Consider the following 16375-nt stretch of genomic DNA (forward strand, 5'->3'; position numbering starts at 1 on the left):
CCCTAGATCGCTTGGGGGAAGCGGAACAACCGGTTCGGGTCATGGGCGCGTCGGACCTCCTGGAGGCGGGTGAGGTTCGTCCCGTAGTAGGCGGCGCGCCAGTCGACGAGCTTCGGATCGACGTAGTTCTGGTACGCGCGACCGCTCGCCCAGGGGCGCAGGTCCTGCCAGAGCCCGTCGAGCCAGCCCTGGTGCCGGGCCACCTCGCCGGCCGACGCGGACTCGGGCCAGTAGGCGAGGTACTGGGACAGGAACGCGCTGTCGCGGTGGACGAAGGCGGTGTCGGAGGGGGCCGGCCGGTTCATTGCCCCGCCGCACTCCCCGAGGAACTGGACCACGCCCCGCCCACCGGCCGGCGCCGCCCGCGCGTAGCCGCGCACGGCGGCCAACACCGCCCGGACGGCCGCCTCCGGCAGCCCGGCGCCGGTCCAGAAGTCCGAGCGGGCCGCGTACGAGGACCGGCCGATCACCCCGCGCGGGTCGTGGCCGGGCAGCGTGCCCGGCAGGCGGCACCGGGCGGCGGCCCGCTCCTCGCAGCCGGCCATGGCCCGCAGGGTGTCCCCGTACCCCCGTACGACGAGGTGACGGTCCCGCGGTTCCCGGCCGACCAGATCGGACAGCCGGGTCAACTGCCGTTCCAGCTCGTCCCGCCCGTCGAAGCACAACACCTTGACGGACGGCACGGGCTCCGGACCGGACTCGATCACGAACTCCACGTGGCTCCAGAACGGGTCCGGCAGCCCGCTCGACCAGCGCTGCCAGCCGCTCAGCACCGCCGCGGACCGCGCGCCCGACCAGTGCAGTTCGGCGAAGGCCGCGTCCCCGACCGGGTGGGTGCGGAACCGGAACTCCGTCACCACGCCGAAGTTGCCGCCGCCACCGCCGCGCAGCGCCCAGAAGAGGTCGGGATCGTGTCCCGCGTCGACCTCGCGGACGACGCCGTCGGGAGTGACCACCCGGGCGCCGGTCAACGCGTCCGAGGTGGTGCCGTGCACCCGCGAGGCGAGTCCCATGCCGCCGCCCAGCGCGAGCCCGGCGATCCCGACCGAGGGACACAGCCCGGTCGGGATGCCCCGACCGCGTGCGGCGAGCGCGGCGTTGACCTCGCCGAGGCGGGCGCCGGCTCCGATCCGTGCCCCGTCCCCCTCGACCGCCACCTCGGCCATCGCCCCGACGTCGACCACGAGCCCGCCGTCGCCGCCGGACCAGCCCGCGTAGCCGTGGCCGCCACCGCGCGGCACCACCGGCACGGCGGAACGACGGGCGAAGTCCAGGCAGGCGGCCACGTCCGAGGCGTGCGCCGGATAGGCCACCGCGAGCGGCGCGAGGGTGTCGTAACGGGGCTGGAAGAGCCGGCGCGCCTCGGGGTAGTCCGGGTCGCCCGGCACAACGATCCGCCCGTCCAACGAGCGGGCGAGCGCGGCGAAGTCGGGGCCGCGTCCTGGGCGCCGGGAGGGACGGCGTACGGGGTCCGAGGGACCCCGCGCGGTCGCCCCGACCGTGGCCAGGACTGCGGCGGCCGCGCTCGTGAGGACCTGACGGCGGTGCGGGCTCATGCCCCCTTCCTGCCATCGGCCGGCCGGTTCGGGGCGAAGGCGGGACCACAAAGGTCGAGTTGCCCCCCGAACGGCCCAGGAACCCGCTCCTCCCCGTTCCCCCCCGCCCGGCCGGACGCACCGGGTCACGGGGGACCGGGTGCGTCCGTATCGGGGGTGCGGGCCAGCAGGAAGCCCTGGGGGGAACGTTCCCCGTCATCGGGTTCGCGGACCAGGCGGGCCACCTCGGTCAGGCCGGCCCCGGTCAGCAGCGCGGCCACCCGCTCCGGCGGGACCCCGTACACGTCGAGGTCGACGGGGTGCCCGTACGCCCGCTCCAGCCGGGTCCGGTACTCCCCGGCCTTGAACGCGATCAGCAGGTGGCCGCCCGGAGCGAGCACCCGCGCGCACTCGGCGAACACCGGCGGCAGGTCCTGTGGCGGGGTGTGCACGGTGGAGTACCAGAGCAACACCCCGCCCAAAACCCCGTCGGCCACGTCCAGCGCCGCCATGGAACCCACCTCGAACCGCAGTCCCGGATGGGACCGACGGGCCACCGCCACCATCGCGGGCGACAGGTCCACGCCGAAGGCCCGCACGCCGAGACCGCTCAGGTGCGCCGTCACCCGGCCGGGGCCGCAACCCAGGTCCGCGACGGCGCGACCCGGGCCGCCGTCCCCGTCCCGCACGCATTCGGCGAAGGCGGCCAGCATCGCGCGGTCCAGCGGTTTGCGGGCCAACTCCGACTCCAGGAGCCGGGCGTAGTCGACGGCGACGGCGTCATAGGACACCCGCACCGAATGCAGGTTCGAGGTGGCGTTCATGCCCCTGGACAGTAGCCCGCGCGGAGGCCGGACTCACCCCCCGCACAGCGGATTGGGAAGGTCGGCCCACTGGTCGCCCGGCGTGCCGGGGCTGAGCCGCATCAGCGTGAGTGCCTTGACCGGCAGCGGCCCGGACCGCAGGGCCTCGGTGTCCGCCGTGGCGGGGAGGTCCGCCAATCGCCCCAGGGCCTCGCCCAGCGCGGGCGCCGACCCCGCCGTGGCGGCGAGGGCCCCGGCCGCCAGCGAGCCGAACAGCTTGCGCCGCAGCACCGTCTCGTCGTCGGTGACCAGCCGTCCCGACACCGGCGGCACCGCCAGCCCGTGCCGGGCCAACCGGGCCGGGCTGATCCGGATGTCGGCGAGGTCGCGGTAGACCAGCCGCAGCGGCGACCCGGTGGGGGAGAGGACGACCAGCAGGTTCTGGCCGTGGGCCTCCAGGGCCACCCCGAGGTCCAACACCTCCAGGCACACCGACAGGGCCAGGCCGGCGAAGTCCGCCCGCCAGGCCGGCGAGGCGGCGAGCGGGGTGCCCGCGAGGGCCGCCACCGGAACGACCCGCTCGCCCGGGCCCGCGTACGCCTCCGGGGGCTCGCGCAAGACCGTCGCCAGGTCCGGGCTGTGCGCGGTCGCGGCGGCCAGGGTGCGGGTGACGTGGAGGCGGCCGCCGAGCCGCTCCGACACGGAGTGCGCGAAGGCGGACACGGCGGCCGCCGTCTCGATCGAATAGCCGGAGATGTCCCGCACCGAGGAGGTGAGCCGGGTGCTCAGCGAGGTCTTCACATGGGGTCCGCCCCCGACCGGGGCGAGGGTCCGCAGCGACATCAGCGGATGCGCGGTCGGGAAGGGGCCGCCCCCGCTCCGCGCGCCGCCCTGCTTCAGGACGTGCTCCGCCTGCCACGGGTGCACCGGGAGCAGCACGTGCCCCCCGTCCCGCAGCTCGGCCGGCCAGTCCCCGGTGACCAGGCACTCCTCGGCCCGGACGGAGACCATCCCGAGCGGTACGAGCGGCCGGTGCTCGGGTGCGTACGCCAACTGCTCCGCCACCGAGAAGCCGGGACGGGAGCGACAGTTGGGGTGGTAGGGGTGGCCGTCGACCACGCGCTGTTCCCACTCCCAGCCCGCTCGCGGGGCGGGGTCCGTCGCGGGGTCGGGCTGCCCCGCCCGGGACAGCGCCAGCGAGGCCGTGCTGTCGTCCAGCTCGGCGGCGAACGCGGCCCCGTGCGGCACGTCGAGCGCCGACACCAGACGTGCGGCGTGTCGGTACGCCTGGCCGTCGAGCCGGACCTCGGTGACGCGGGACCCGGTGGCGTAGGGATCGGGCAGCGGCCCCTCCAGCCGCCCGCCCGAGGCGGTGACGAGCACCAGCGAATCCGGCCCGGACTCCCGTCGCACCACCCAGGGCAGCGGTTCGAAGGCCAGCGCCCGCCAGAGCCGGGTCAGTACGGCCGCCCGCGCGCCTTCCAGCTCGGCGGCGTACGCGGCCACGAGATCGGGCCGTACGTCGGCCAGCTCGGCGGCGACGGTCTCCTCGGCCGGGGGGACGGGGACGTGCGTGCTGCGGTCCAGGGTCCTGGTCCTCTCATGATGGGGTTCACCTGATGATCGGTGATGATCACCGAATGGATCGAATGGAACCAGTGGACCTCAACGCCGCAGCCGACGCCCTCGCAGCCGCTCCGCTGCTGAACTGCCTGCTGCGGGAGGCCGCCGATCCCACAGGTGAGGCGGGTCTCCACCGGCTGCGCGGCAGCGGGCGACTGCTGCGGGTGGCGGGCGGACGCCGGCCCGAGCGGCCGGAACTGCTCCTCGGGAACGGCCGGCATCCGCTCGGCCTCGCGGAACTGGTCAAGCTCGCCTCGGACGAGCTGCGCCTGTACACGGGCGTCTCCAACGACGAACTGCCGACGGAGATCGCCGACAGCCGGGACGCCGTCGCCGCGCTGCTGGCCGCCCGGGCCGTGGCCCCGGCCCCGCAGGACCCCTACCTCCGGTCCGAACAGGCGCTGGTGATGGGCCATCCGCACCACCCGGCCCCCAAGTCGCGGGGAGGCGCGCCCGCCGCGAGCTGGCTGCCGTACGCACCCGAGGCCCACGCCCGGTTCCCGCTGGTCCTGCTCGGCCTGCGGGAGGACCAGGTGGTCGAGGAGGGCCCGCCGGCCGCCTCCGAGGCGATCGACTCGCTCGCCGACCTCCTCGACGGCCCGCGCCCGCCCGCCGGGTACCGGCTGCTGCCGGCGCACCCCTGGCAGCTGGACCTGGTCGGCGGCCTCCCCGCGGTGCGCGAGGCCTTCGCCGACGGGCGGCTGCTGCGCCTCGGACCGACCCGGCGCCCGGTCTGGCCGACCGCCTCGATCCGGACCCTGTACGCGCCCGATCCGAGCGCCGACGTGTTCGTCAAGTTCAGCCTCGACGTCCGCATCACCAACGACGTCCGCCGACTGTGGAGGCACGACCTGCTGAGGCTGAGGCGCACGGACTCCGCCGTCGAGGCCGGCTTCGCCGAACTGCGGCGCGAGGGCTCGCAGGCCGTCTGGCTGGCCGACCGGGGTTACCGCACCGCCGGGTTCGCCTTCGAGGAACTGGCCGTCCTGGTCCGCGACGGACTGCGCGGACAGGGGCTGCCGGGGACCGATCCGCTGCTGGCCGCCGCGCTCGCGGAGGGCTTCCGGGGCAGCCCGTTGGCCGCCACGCCGGACCCGGCCGGGTGGTGGCGGGCGTATCTGCGCCATGTCGTGCCCCCCGTGCTGGAGTTGTTCGCCCGGCGGGGGATCGTCCTGGAGGCACACCTCCAGAACTGCCTGGTCGCGGTCGACGGCCGGGGCATGCCGGTGCAGGCCCTCTTCCGCGACGCGGAGGGCGTGAAACTCCCGGGGGACCTGTCGCCGGAGGCCGGCCGGCAGCGGCTTCTGTACTGCCTGGTGGTCAACCACCTGGCCGAGGTCGGCGGGGCGCTGGCCGAGGCGCATCCGGCCGTCGTCGGCCAGGTGTGGCCCGCCGTCCGGGAGGAGTTCCTGCGCTGCCAGGCCGCGACCGGGCTCGCGGAGATCGGCGAACTGTTGACCGCCCCGTCGCTGCCGGCCAAGACGAACCTGCTGTTGAGGTGGACCCGGGCGGACGGCGCGGACGCGCGCTACCTGCCGCTGCCGAACCCGCTGAGGGGGTAGCGGACCGGGCGCGGCATTCCGGCCAAGGTGGTGCCGGGCGACCCTTCCTCCGGTGTTGAAAGGTATAGACCAATGCTACGTTGGTCGGGCAGACCGCGCAGTCCTTGACCACCCGTCAGAGGAGTAGCCATGCCCTCCCCTTCGCGGGGCGGCGCCCCGGCCGCCATGCCCAAGTACCAGCGAATCGCCGCAGCGCTGCGGCAGGAGCTCGATCACACCGCGCAGACCCCCGGCGCGAGACTGCCCTCCGAACGCAGCCTCGCCGCCCGCTACCAGGTCAACCGGCAGACCATTCGAGCCGCGCTCCAACACCTGCGTGCGGACGGGCTGATCGTCACCGGCCGGCGCGGCACCCGGCCCGTCGCGGCGCCCGCGCCCGTCCCGGCCGCGGCGCCGGCCATCGGCACCGTGCCCGCCCGGTGTTGGGTCGCGTTCGTCAGCCTGGCTCCGACCCACGCCGCGCTGCTCGGCATGAGGGGCGGTGAGCGCACCCTCGTGCACCACCGCCGCGAACGGCACTCGGCGGGCGAGACCCTCCAGCACGCGGTCACCTACCTCAGCCCCGCCGTGGTGGCCGCCACCCCCGAACTGTCCGCGCTGTGTCGCCACACCGCCGTCCGGGACGAGGACCTCGGGCCGCTGCACCGTTGGCTCGACCACGCGACGGCGACCGGACGGGTCGCCGAGACCATCACCATGACCCGCACCAGCCACCCGTCGACCTCCTCCACCGCCTGCGGGCTGAGCGTCCGCCGCACCCTCCACGACGGCTCCGGTCGACTGCTCGCCGTCACCGACCTGGCCTTCCCGACCTGGGACCGGCTGACCTTCCACCGGGACCGGGCGGCGGGCGGGTACCGCGTCAGCTGACGGCGGCGCCGACGCGGGGCCGGGCCTGTGACACATCCCACCTCGGCGGGTGGACCGACGCCCGGAGCGGGCCGTCGTCATTCGGGGCGCGAGTGCTCCGAGGGCAGCCGTTCCGGTGTCGTCCGGCCGGTCGGCGGGGCGGCGCCGTCCTCGGTCGCGCGAGCCGTCTCGTGCCCGGTCGCGCGCCGGTCCGGCGCGGCGGGGGCGCCGGTGAGGAGTGCGAGGAGCCCGGCCACCTGCACGCCCGCCTCCGCGGGGTGCCGGAAAACGGCGCCCACGGAGATCTCGTACCGATTGCGACGTCCGTCACGCACGCGCTGGAGGTATCCGTCGGCTTCCAGGTCGGTGACGATCGTCTGCACGGTGCGCTCGGTGAGTCCGCAGGTGGCGGCCACGTCGCGCAGGCGTACGGCAGGGTCTCGCGCGATCGTCACGAGCACGCGTGCGTGGTTCGTGAGGAAAGTCCAATTGTGTCGCTGAGACGCGGTCCCCATATGCTCATGATGCGTTACTTGATTCAGGTGATGCAATACGTGAAAGCGATTTCCTGTAATTCTTGACGTATGAGCCGAAGAGGTCCAGCATCTACGGCAGTCAAGGTCACGCGCCGCAAGCCGACCAGCCCAAGGAGCGAACCCCCATGCCGGTCCCTGCCCCGTCCTCCCAGATCGACGCCGCCACCGCCGCCGTCCCCCGGCCCCGCCGGAGCACCGCCGCCGGCCTGCCGCGGATCGACGACCCCCGGGAGATGGCCCCCGCGGACGCCCGCGAACTGTCGCGGGTCTTCTTCAAGCGGCTCCGCGAGCTCACCGAGGGCACCCCGGAGTACCAGTACGTCCGCAACACGCTGATCGAGATGAACGCCTCACTCGTCCAGTACGCCGTCCGCCGCTTCCGCACCCGCGGCGAGGGCGGCGACATGGAGGACATCGTCCAGGTCGGCACGATCGGCCTGATCAAGGCCATCGACCGGTTCGACCCGAGCCGGGAGAACGAGTTCTCCACCCTCGCCATGCCGTACATCACCGGCGAGATCAAGCGGCACTTCCGTGACACCAGCTGGGCCGTCCACGTGCCGCGCCGGCTCCAGGAGCTGCGCATCGACATCGCGAAGGCCAAGGAGGAGCTGACCGTCCGCCTGGACCGCTCCCCGACCGTCGCCGATCTCGCCGAGCACCTCGACCTCAGCGCCGACGAGGTCGTCGAGGGCCTGGTGGCCGCCAACGGCCACACCTCCGGCTCGCTCGACGCCCCGCACACCGAGCACAGCGACGGCCCGACCGAGGGCCACACCCTCGCCGACGTCATGGGCGAGGACGAGCCGGCGATGGAACTCGTCGAGGACATCCAGTCCCTGGCCCCGCTCCTCGAACAGCTCACGGACCGTGAGCGCCGGATGCTCCAGATGCGCTTCGGCGAGGAGCTCACCCAGGCCCAGATCGGCGCCGCGCTCGGCATCTCCCAGATGCAGGTTTCGCGTCTGCTGACGCGGCTCCTGGCTCATCTGCGCGACTCCATGCTGGCCGACGCGGACCACACCGAGGGATCGGCCGCGCACGCCGCCTGACCTTCGGACCGCCGCGCCCGACCCCCCGGCCCGGCCCGCGTCGCGCGGCCAGGGCCGCCTCACCCGGCCGCACCCCCCTCGCTCTCGGGGTGCCGCCGGGTGAAGCGGTGCCACGGGCGCGCGGGTCGCGGCTTCACGACCTCGGCCTCGGCCTCTCGCCGGGTGAAGCGGTGCCACCAGTGCGTACGCCGCGGATGCACGGCCCGCCCCAGCCGCCGCCCCAACAGCAGGTAGCCGAGCAGCGCGCCCGTCGTGTTCAGGATCACGTCGTCGACGTCGAAGGCCCGCCCCGTGACCAGGGCCCCCTGGACGAGCTCGACGAGGGTCATCACGACCGTCGTGCACAGCACGACGCGCGCGAGACCGCGGACCTGCGGCACCAGCACCGGCAGCAGCACCCCGAACGGCACCCCCAGCAGCAGGTTCCCGCCGATCTGACGCGCGGCCTCGCGGGCCGTGCCGTGATTGACGTAGGCACGGATCGACTGCCCCGGGTGCACGTTGCTGTACGTCAGCGCCTCCGAAGCCGGGGAGGGCTCCAGCGTCAGCCGGGCGAGCACCACGCTGAAGGCCACCGTCGCCCCCAGCGCGGCCGCCATCGCGAGTGCCCGCAGCGCCGGATGCGCTCCCGTCCCGGGTACCGGATTCCTGTGCCGTATCGGATTCATGGGCACCGTATGCCCAGCCATCGCGGCCCGACCCGTGGTAACCCCGGCCGATCGCAGGCCGTGCTCGCGGGGTCGACGAACGCCGGTGCGCGTGAGGGGCATCACGTCGCCGCTCGCACCGGCGTGAGGTGGATCACCTTGGCGTTTGCGGTGGTTGAGGGAGGGCACCCGGGCCCCTGGAACGGAACCTTCCGCTTGCCGTCGACGCGGCGCGCGCGAGGGCGGGCGGATCCCGCATCGCTCCACAGCCCGCCGACCCCATCGGCGCGCCGTACCCGTCACGACCCGCGAGGTGCATGTGTCCACGCTCCAGGCCGAGCACGTCTACAAGGTGTTCGGCAGACACCCCGATGGCGCCGCCGACGCCGTCCGCGCTCTCGAACGCGGCGCCGACCGCGACGAGCTCCGCGCCGACGGAACGACGGCCGCTGTGATCGACGCGTCCTTCAGCGTCGAACCCGGCCAGATCTTCGTCGTCATGGGGCTGTCCGGATCCGGCAAGTCCACGCTGCTGCGCATGCTCAACGGACTGCTGGAGCCCACCTCGGGACGCATCCTCTTCGACGGCGAGGACCTCACCGCGCTCACCGCGCGCGAGCTGCGCCGGGTCCGCTCCACCAAGATCAGCATGGTGTTCCAGCACTTCGCGCTGTTTCCGCACCGCGACGTCCTGGCGAACGCCGCGTACGGACTGGAGGTCCAGGGCGTCCCCCGGGCCGAGCGCGAACGGCGCGCCGCCGAGGCGCTCGAGCTGTGCGGGCTCGGCGGTTGGGAGAACTCCTGGCCCGACGAGCTGTCCGGCGGCATGCAGCAGCGCGTGGGCCTCGCCCGCGCCCTCGCCACCGACGCCGACCTGCTGCTGATGGACGAGTCCTTCAGCGCCCTCGACCCGCTGATCCGCCGCGACATGCAGGATCAGCTGCTCGAACTCCAGCGGCGCCTGAAGAAGACCATCGTCTTCATCACCCACGACCTCAACGAGGCCATGCGCCTCGGCGACGGCATCGCCGTCATGCGCGACGGCCGGATCGTCCAGCTGGGCACCGCCGAGGACATCCTGATGCGGCCGGCCGACGACTACGTGGCCTCCTTCATCCAGGACGTCGACCGTTCCCGCGTCCTCACGGCGGACGCCGTCATGGACGTCCCGCTCCCGGACGCCGACGCCTGTGCCTGTCCGACGGTCGGCACCGACACCCCGCTCGCCGAACTGTGCGCCGTCAGCGCCCGGGTCCCGCACCCGGTCGCCGTCACCGACAAGGAGGGCGCCGTGGTCGGCTCCGTGCCGCAGGACCGCCTCATCGCCTTCATCGGCGACGAACAACGGCCCCCGATGCACTGCGCGGAGGTGGCAGCCTGATGCCCCGCCTGCACCTCGGCGCCTGGGTCGACAGCGGTGTCGACTTCCTCCAGCGCCACCTGTCCTGGCTGTTCGACGCCATCAGCACGGTGGTCACCGGCCTCTACGACGGCATCGACGCCGTCCTGAACGCCCCCGCGCCCCTGCTGTTCGCCGGCATCCTCGCCGTCGCCGCCTGGTGGCTGCGCGGCCTGCTCGCCGCGCTCCTGGCCTTCGTGGGCTTCGCACTCGTCGACTCCGTCGGCCTGTGGTCCGAAGCCATGTCCACGCTCTCCCTCGTGCTGGTCGCCACCCTGGTCACGCTGTTCTTCGCGGTCCCGCTGGGCATCTGGGCCTCCCGCTCCGACCGGGTCAGCGCCGTCCTGCGGCCCGTCCTGGACTTCATGCAGACCATGCCGGCCATGGTCTACCTGATCCCCGGCATCATCTTCTTCGGCGTGGGCGTCGTGCCCGGCATCATCGCCACGATCATCTTCTCGCTGCCGCCCGGCGTCAGGATGACCGAACTCGGCATCCGGCAGGTCGACGGCGAACTGGTCGAGGCGGCCGACGCCTTCGGCACCACCCCGCGCGACACCCTGGTACGGGTCCAGCTCCCGCTGGCCCTGCCCACCATCATGGCCGGCATCAACCAGGTCATCATGCTGGGCCTGTCCATGGTCGTCATCGCCGGCATGGTCGGCGGCGGCGGACTCGGCGGAGCCGTCTACCGGGCCATCGGCAACGTCGACATCGGCCTCGGCTTCGAGGCCGGCATCTCCATCGTCATCCTCGCCATGTACCTGGACCGGATGACCGGCGCCCTCGGCCGCCAGGTCTCCCCGCTCGGCCGGCGCGCCCTGGCCAAGACCCAGGCCGCCGCGCGCGGCGCCGCCAAGCTGTGGAACCACCGGCCCCAGCCCGCGTACGCGGTCACCGGAGCCGTGGTCCTCGCCCTCGTCGCGGGTGGTCTCGGCGCCTTCGGCGGCTCGGACCAGCCGAAGACCACGGCGAGCGGCGCCGAGAACGTCGGCAAGGGCCGCAAGATCAACCTCGGCTACATCCCGTGGGACGAGGGCATCGCCTCCACCTTCCTCTGGAAGGAACTGCTGGAGCGGCGCGGCTTCGAGGTCGACGCCCGCCAGCTGGAGGCCGGCGCGCTCTACACCGGCCTGGCCGGTGGACAGATCGACTTCCAGACCGACTCCTGGCTGCCCGTCACCCACGCGAAGTACTGGGAGAAGTACGGGAAGAAGCTGGAGGACCTGGGCTCCTGGTACGGTCCGACCTCGCTGGAGCTGGCCGTTCCCTCGTACATGAAGGACGTGCGCTCGCTCGCCGACCTCAAGGGCAAGTCCGGGCAGTTCAAGGGCCGGATCATCGGCATCGAGCCGAGCGCCGGCGAGATGTCGATCCTCAAGGACAAGGTGCTCGGGGAGTACGGCCTCGACGGCGAGTACAAGGTCGTCGACGGCTCCACCCCGGGCATGCTCGCCGAGCTGAAGCGGGCCTACGAGAAGAAGGAGCCCGTCGCGGTCGTCCTGTGGTCCCCGCACTGGGCCTACTCCTCCTACCAGCTCACCAAGTTGGAGGACCCCAAGGGGGCCTGGGGCAAGGGCGACGGCATCCACACCCTGGCCCGCAAGGACTTCGGCTCGGACGAGCCCGAGGTCGCCAAGTGGCTGCGCTCCTTCAAGCTGACCGAGGAGCAGCTGACCGGCCTGGAAGCCAAGATCCAGGAGGCCGGCAAGGGCAAGGAACAGCAGGCGGTCCGCACCTGGCTGACCGATCACCCCGAGATCGACAAACTGGCCTGAGCACCGCGAGGCGCCGGCGCGCGGAGGAGACGGTACGTTCCTCCGCACGCCGGCGCTTCCGTGCGTCCGGGCCGCGGTTCAGCGGATCCGGACCGGTGGTTCGGCGGATCCGGCCGCGGTTCAGCCGACCCGGACCCGCGGTTCGGCAGGAGCCGGTACGGGCTCGGCCGGGCCCGCCGCCCGGCGCGGCGGCAGCGGCCACCAGATGCTCCACCCCAGCAGCGCCGCCAGCGCCGGGACCAGTGCGATCGACAGGACGAAGGCCGAGAGCAGGATCCCGAGCGCCGTCGCGAAACCGATCTGCTGCGTCGCCGACCCGGGACCGACGGCCAGGCTGCCGAACGAGGCGGCCAGCACCAGGCCCGCCGTCGCGATCGTCGGAGCGGTGTGCCGCACCGCGCGGGCCACCGCCGCACGGGCCGGACCGGGCCGCTCCATCTCCTCCCGGATCCGGTCGCCGATCAGGATGTTGTAGTCGGTGCCCAACGCGACCACGAACAGGAACAGCACCAGCGGCAGCGTGAAGTCCACCCCGGACCGGCCCAGGGCGTGCTGGAAGACCAGCGCCGAGGCGCCCAGGGTGGCGGCGAAGCCCAACCCCACGGAGATCATCAGGACGGCCGGGGCGAGCAGGCTGCGCAACAGCACCAGCAGGATGAGCGTGATCAGGACCGCCGCCACCGGGAAGACCACCCTCAGGTCCTTGTCCACGGCCTTCGAGATGTCCGCGAACACCGCCGCGGTCCCGCCGACATGCGCCTCGGTACCGGCCGGCCGGTGCGCGGCCACCGTGTTCCGGATCGGCCCCGAGACCAGGTCGCGGACCTCCTGCCGATGGGGATCGGCCGTCGGGAACACGTCGATCCGGGCCGCCTTCCGGTCCTCGCTCAGGACGGTCGGGGCCACCTGACCCACCCCGTCGACCGCGGTGAGCGCCTCGGCGAGCCCCCCGAGCCGCTCCGCGCTCAGCACGCCCCCGTCGGAGGCGGTGACGTAGACGCCGGTGGGGTCGGACACCCCGGCCGGCAGCGCGCCGGCGATCTCCGCCGCCGTGCCCGCCGCGGCCGTGCGCTCCCCGTCCCCGCCGCTCTGCCCGTAGTCCATCCGCATCCCCACCAGCCCCGCCGCCAGCGCCCCCAACAAGGCCACCGAGGCGAACACCACCGTGAGGGGGCGTCGGGCCACCCGGTCGCCCATCCGCGCGGCCACACCCTCGCGGGGCTGCCCCTTCAACCCCCGGGAGGGCCAGAACATCCTGCGCCCGGCGACGGCGAGGATCGCCGGCATCAGGGTCAGACTGCCGACCAGCATCACCAGTACGGCCACGGCGATGGCCGGACCCAGGACCCGGAACTGGCCGAACGTGGCCACCCCGAGCGTGGAGAACGCCGCCACGATGGTCAGCGCCGCCGAGGTGATCGCCGTGCCCACCCGGCCCGCCACCTCCGCCGCCGCGGCCCGACCGGACTGCTGTGGCCGATCGCGCAACTGCTCGCGGAAGCGGAACAGCAGGAACAGGAAGTAGTCGATGCCGATGCCCACCAGCACCACGTTGATCAATTGGGGTGTGGACGGGTCGAGATCGATCCCGGCCAGCACGGCCGAACCGACCACGGCGCCCGCCGCCGCGCCCCCGATCACACTCACCGCGAGCAGCGGAAGTAGCGCCGCCAGGAAGCTGCGGAAGACGAGGACGTGCAGCAGCACGATCACCACGACCATCACGATGCCCACGACGGTCGAACGGGTCTTGCCGGCGTCCGCGGAGTCCACGGTGTCGGCCAGGCCACCGGTGAACCCGGTCCGCAGCCCCGCCTCCGCGAACTCGGCCCGCGCCTGCTCCCGGAAGGCGCGGTACAGGTCCTGCACCCCGGGATCCGTGGGGTTTCCGGTCAGCTCCACGGACAGCAACCGGAATCCCCGATCCGGGGCCGTCACGACCGGTTCGACCAGGGGCCGTTGGGAGTGGTCCCGCGCGAACGGAAGCGCGTCCTCGGACCGGGGCATCACGACCGGGCGCCGGGCCAGCTTCGCGGCCTCCGCGTCGATGCGCCGCTCGTCGGCGGCGGTCAGCGGTTCCCCGTCGGCGCGGGCCACCAGCACGGTGGAGGGGTTGGCGTCGGGCCTGGCCCCGAAGTGCCGCTCGGCGACCCGCAACGCGGCGGCCGAGTCGTAGTCGGCCGGCAGGAAGGCGCCCGACGAGGCCTGGGTGGCGCGGAAGACGAGTGCCTGGCCCAGCAGGGCCAGGGCGATGCCCAGCACCGCCCACAGCGCGATCACCTTCCACGGACTTCGGGTGGCGTAGCCGGTCAGGGCGCGGATCACGTGATCCTCCGTAACGGGAGTCGAAGCCGGGGTTTCCCGGCTGCTCCCAGCCCATCACCGGACGGCTTCCGAAGCGTCGGCGCCCGGGATGAGCCCGCACCCGGGCCCCGGGTCCGGGGGAGGGCCCGAACCAGGACCCTGGTCCCGGGTGGGGGATCCACCCCCGGGCCCGGGCGCCGCGGTCGCCCCGATGGGAGAATGGATCACCTACGTGACCCGGGGCGCGGCGGTACGGACCGGTGCGGTCGGCGAGGAGGGGGGCCGGTCGGCATGAGCACGCGTCGAGGGGGCGACCCGTACGTCCCGCGCGGCCCGCGGGCCCTGGCGCAGGGGTTCACCTGGACCCGCAATGACGCCCTGGTGGCCATCGGGTCCGGCGCGGTGGACCTGACCGGCTACTCGATCGGGACCATGGACGCCGGACTGACCCTCAGCGTCCCCGCGTTCGGCCTGTTGGTGCTCGCCTCGCTGGCCCTGCCGGCCCGGCGCCGGCACCCGGTGGGCGTGTTCGCGGCGGCACTCGTCCTCGCCGCGGTCTTCAATCTGGTCAGCCCCCTCTCCCCGGGGTTCACGGCCAACCTGGCCGTCGCCCTGTACTCGGTCGCCATGACGCGCGGCCCCGCCGCGGTCACGGCCGGTGCCCTGGCCGTCCTGCCGATCCCGCTCATCGGCCGCAACGGGCGGTGGGTCGACGCGGGCTGGGGTGTCTTCGGCAACCTCGTCGCGGCGGTCATCGTCGTCGCCGCGGGTGTCGCGGTCCGCCGCCGGCAGCACGAGGTCGCGGCGCACCGCAAGTTGCTCGCCGACCGCGCGGTGGCCGAGGAACGCCGCCGCATCGCCCGCGAACTGCACGACATCGTGGCCCACCACATCACCACCATGCAGCTGATGGCCGGCGGGGCCCGGGCCAACCTCGCCCACGACCCGGAGGCAGCCCGGGACGCCCTGGTCACCCTGGAGGGCTCGGGGCGGATGGCGCTGCGCGAGATGCGTCAACTGCTCGACGTGCTGCGGGCCGGGGAGGAACCCGAACACACCCCGCCCGCCCCGCAACCAGGGGCGGGGGACCTGGGCCGGATCATCACCGAGTCCCGACTGGCGGGGATGGAGACCCGGTTCACCGTCCACGGCCGGGCCCGGCCCCTGCCGCCGACGGTCGGCCTGACGGTCTTCCGGATCGTGCAGGAGGCCCTGACCAACGCCCGCAAGCACGCGGGACCCGCACGGGCCGACGTGCGCCTGACGTACGGCCCGGACGAGATCACGGTGGAGGTCAGCGACGACGGGGCGGGCGTGCCGCCGCCCCGCCCGCTCCCCTCGGCGTCGGAGCCCGGCGCCGGGTACGGTCTGGTGGGAATGCGTGAACGAGTCGCCCTGCAAGGCGGCACCCTGGAGGCCGCGCCGATCGACGGCGGCGGCTTCCGGGTGGCGGCCCGCATGCCGGCGACATCGGGCGCGGCCGGGGGAGAGGGAGAGTGACACAGCGATGATCCGTGTGCTGATCGCCGACGACCAGCCGCTGGTGCGGCGGGGTCTGGCGCTGATCCTGGCCCCCGACCCGGACGTCGAGGTCGTGGGGGAGGCCGGGGACGGCGCCGAGGCCGTGGACCTCGCCGGGCGACTGCGGCCCGACGTGGTGGTCATGGACATCCGCATGCCCGTCCTGGACGGGGTGCGGGCCACCGCGGAACTGGCCCGGGTCCGCCCCGAGTCCCGTGTACTGGCCCTCAGTACCTTCGACATGGACGAGTACGTGGTCGCCGCGCTGCGGGCCGGCGCGCACGGGTTCCTGCCCAAGGACGTCTCCCCCGAGGAGCTGATCGCGGCGGTCCGCACCGTCCACACCGGCGAGGCCGTCGTGGCGCCCCGCCTGCTGACCCGCCTGATCTCCACCTACGTACGGGCTCCCGACCCCCGTACGAGGCCCGCCGGCACCACGGCCCTGCCGGACGGACTCACCCCGCGCGAGCTGGAGATCTGGCGGCTGTTGGCTCACGGCCTCGACAACGCCGAGATCGCCCGGGACCTGGACATCAGCGTCTCGACGGTCAAGAACCACATCACCGGCATCTTCGGCAAGTTGGGCGTACGCGACCGCGCGCAGGCGGTGATCGCGGCGTACGAACGGGGCCTGGTCGAGGTCGAACGGAGGATCACTTGATCACCAAGTGCCCGCAGAGGCCCGGAATCGACCTGCTGACCCTACCTCTGACCAGCCGGAACACTGGATGATTCGTCCATGTGTACGAGGCGTCGCGCATGGCAC

General features: G+C 73.5%; 13 protein-coding genes. 7 read left to right on the plus strand and 6 right to left on the minus strand.

Features of this window, described 5'->3' with window-relative positions:
* Nucleotides 1-2 precede the first annotated feature (2 nt).
* From OHA84_RS31205 to OHA84_RS31215, 3 genes are all read right to left on the minus strand, one after another.
* Entirely contained in the window at nt 3-1556 is a 1554-nt protein-coding gene (locus OHA84_RS31205) for an FAD-binding oxidoreductase (protein ID WP_266968613.1), read from the minus strand.
* 125 nt (nt 1557-1681) lie between these two features.
* Complete coding sequence (locus OHA84_RS31210) at nt 1682-2359, minus strand: class I SAM-dependent methyltransferase (protein ID WP_266968611.1); 678 nt, start codon at nt 2357-2359, stop codon at nt 1682-1684.
* A gap of 33 nt (nt 2360-2392) precedes the next feature.
* A complete protein-coding gene (locus OHA84_RS31215) occupies nt 2393-3844 on the minus strand; it encodes an IucA/IucC family protein (RefSeq protein WP_371591506.1) in 1452 nt (483 codons plus the stop codon).
* A gap of 134 nt (nt 3845-3978) precedes the next feature.
* On the opposite strand from OHA84_RS31215, the gene OHA84_RS31220 reads away from it, so the two are divergent.
* Entirely contained in the window at nt 3979-5523 is a 1545-nt protein-coding gene (locus OHA84_RS31220; protein ID WP_266968609.1) for an IucA/IucC family protein, read from the plus strand.
* A 129-nt stretch (nt 5524-5652) separates the two neighbouring features.
* Nucleotides 5653-6393, plus strand: a complete 741-nt coding sequence (locus tag OHA84_RS31225; RefSeq protein WP_266968607.1) for a GntR family transcriptional regulator — start codon at nt 5653-5655, stop codon at nt 6391-6393.
* 77 nt (nt 6394-6470) lie between these two features.
* On the opposite strand, the gene OHA84_RS31230 is transcribed toward OHA84_RS31225, so the two are convergent.
* Nucleotides 6471-6833: a helix-turn-helix transcriptional regulator gene (locus OHA84_RS31230; RefSeq protein ID WP_371591507.1), complete on the minus strand. Its 363-nt coding sequence runs from the start codon at nt 6831-6833 to the stop codon at nt 6471-6473.
* A 200-nt stretch (nt 6834-7033) separates the two neighbouring features.
* Here OHA84_RS31230 and OHA84_RS31235 point away from each other — a divergent pair, with 200 nt between their 5' ends.
* Nucleotides 7034-7960: a SigB/SigF/SigG family RNA polymerase sigma factor gene (locus tag OHA84_RS31235; RefSeq protein WP_266968603.1), complete on the plus strand. Its 927-nt coding sequence runs from the start codon at nt 7034-7036 to the stop codon at nt 7958-7960.
* A gap of 59 nt (nt 7961-8019) precedes the next feature.
* On the opposite strand, the gene OHA84_RS31240 is transcribed toward OHA84_RS31235, so the two are convergent.
* On the minus strand, nt 8020-8628 hold the full coding sequence (locus OHA84_RS31240) for a VanZ family protein (RefSeq protein ID WP_371591508.1): 609 nt from the start codon (nt 8626-8628) through the stop codon (nt 8020-8022).
* A gap of 298 nt (nt 8629-8926) precedes the next feature.
* Between OHA84_RS31240 and OHA84_RS31245 the strand changes: the two genes are divergently transcribed.
* Both OHA84_RS31245 and OHA84_RS31250 read left to right on the plus strand, forming a co-directional pair.
* Nucleotides 8927-9988: a glycine betaine/L-proline ABC transporter ATP-binding protein gene (locus OHA84_RS31245; RefSeq protein ID WP_323178936.1), complete on the plus strand. Its 1062-nt coding sequence runs from the start codon at nt 8927-8929 to the stop codon at nt 9986-9988.
* Entirely contained in the window at nt 9988-11784 is a 1797-nt protein-coding gene (locus OHA84_RS31250) for an ABC transporter permease/substrate binding protein (RefSeq protein ID WP_266968601.1), read from the plus strand. Before OHA84_RS31245 ends, OHA84_RS31250 begins: the two co-directional genes overlap by 1 nt.
* Before the next feature lie 120 nt (nt 11785-11904).
* Here the strand turns inward: OHA84_RS31250 and OHA84_RS31255 are convergent, their stop codons facing one another.
* Nucleotides 11905-14109 (minus strand): MMPL family transporter, encoded by a 2205-nt coding sequence (locus tag OHA84_RS31255; protein ID WP_266968599.1) that lies wholly within the window; start codon nt 14107-14109, stop codon nt 11905-11907.
* A 270-nt stretch (nt 14110-14379) separates the two neighbouring features.
* Here OHA84_RS31255 and OHA84_RS31260 point away from each other — a divergent pair, with 270 nt between their 5' ends.
* Nucleotides 14380-15588: a sensor histidine kinase gene (locus tag OHA84_RS31260; RefSeq protein WP_266953159.1), complete on the plus strand. Its 1209-nt coding sequence runs from the start codon at nt 14380-14382 to the stop codon at nt 15586-15588.
* A gap of 7 nt (nt 15589-15595) precedes the next feature.
* Nucleotides 15596-16270: a response regulator transcription factor gene (locus OHA84_RS31265; protein WP_266953161.1), complete on the plus strand. Its 675-nt coding sequence runs from the start codon at nt 15596-15598 to the stop codon at nt 16268-16270.
* Nucleotides 16271-16375 lie beyond the last annotated feature (105 nt).

Source organism: Streptomyces sp. NBC_00513, assembly GCF_041431415.1.
Lineage (GTDB): Bacteria > Actinomycetota > Actinomycetes > Streptomycetales > Streptomycetaceae > Streptomyces.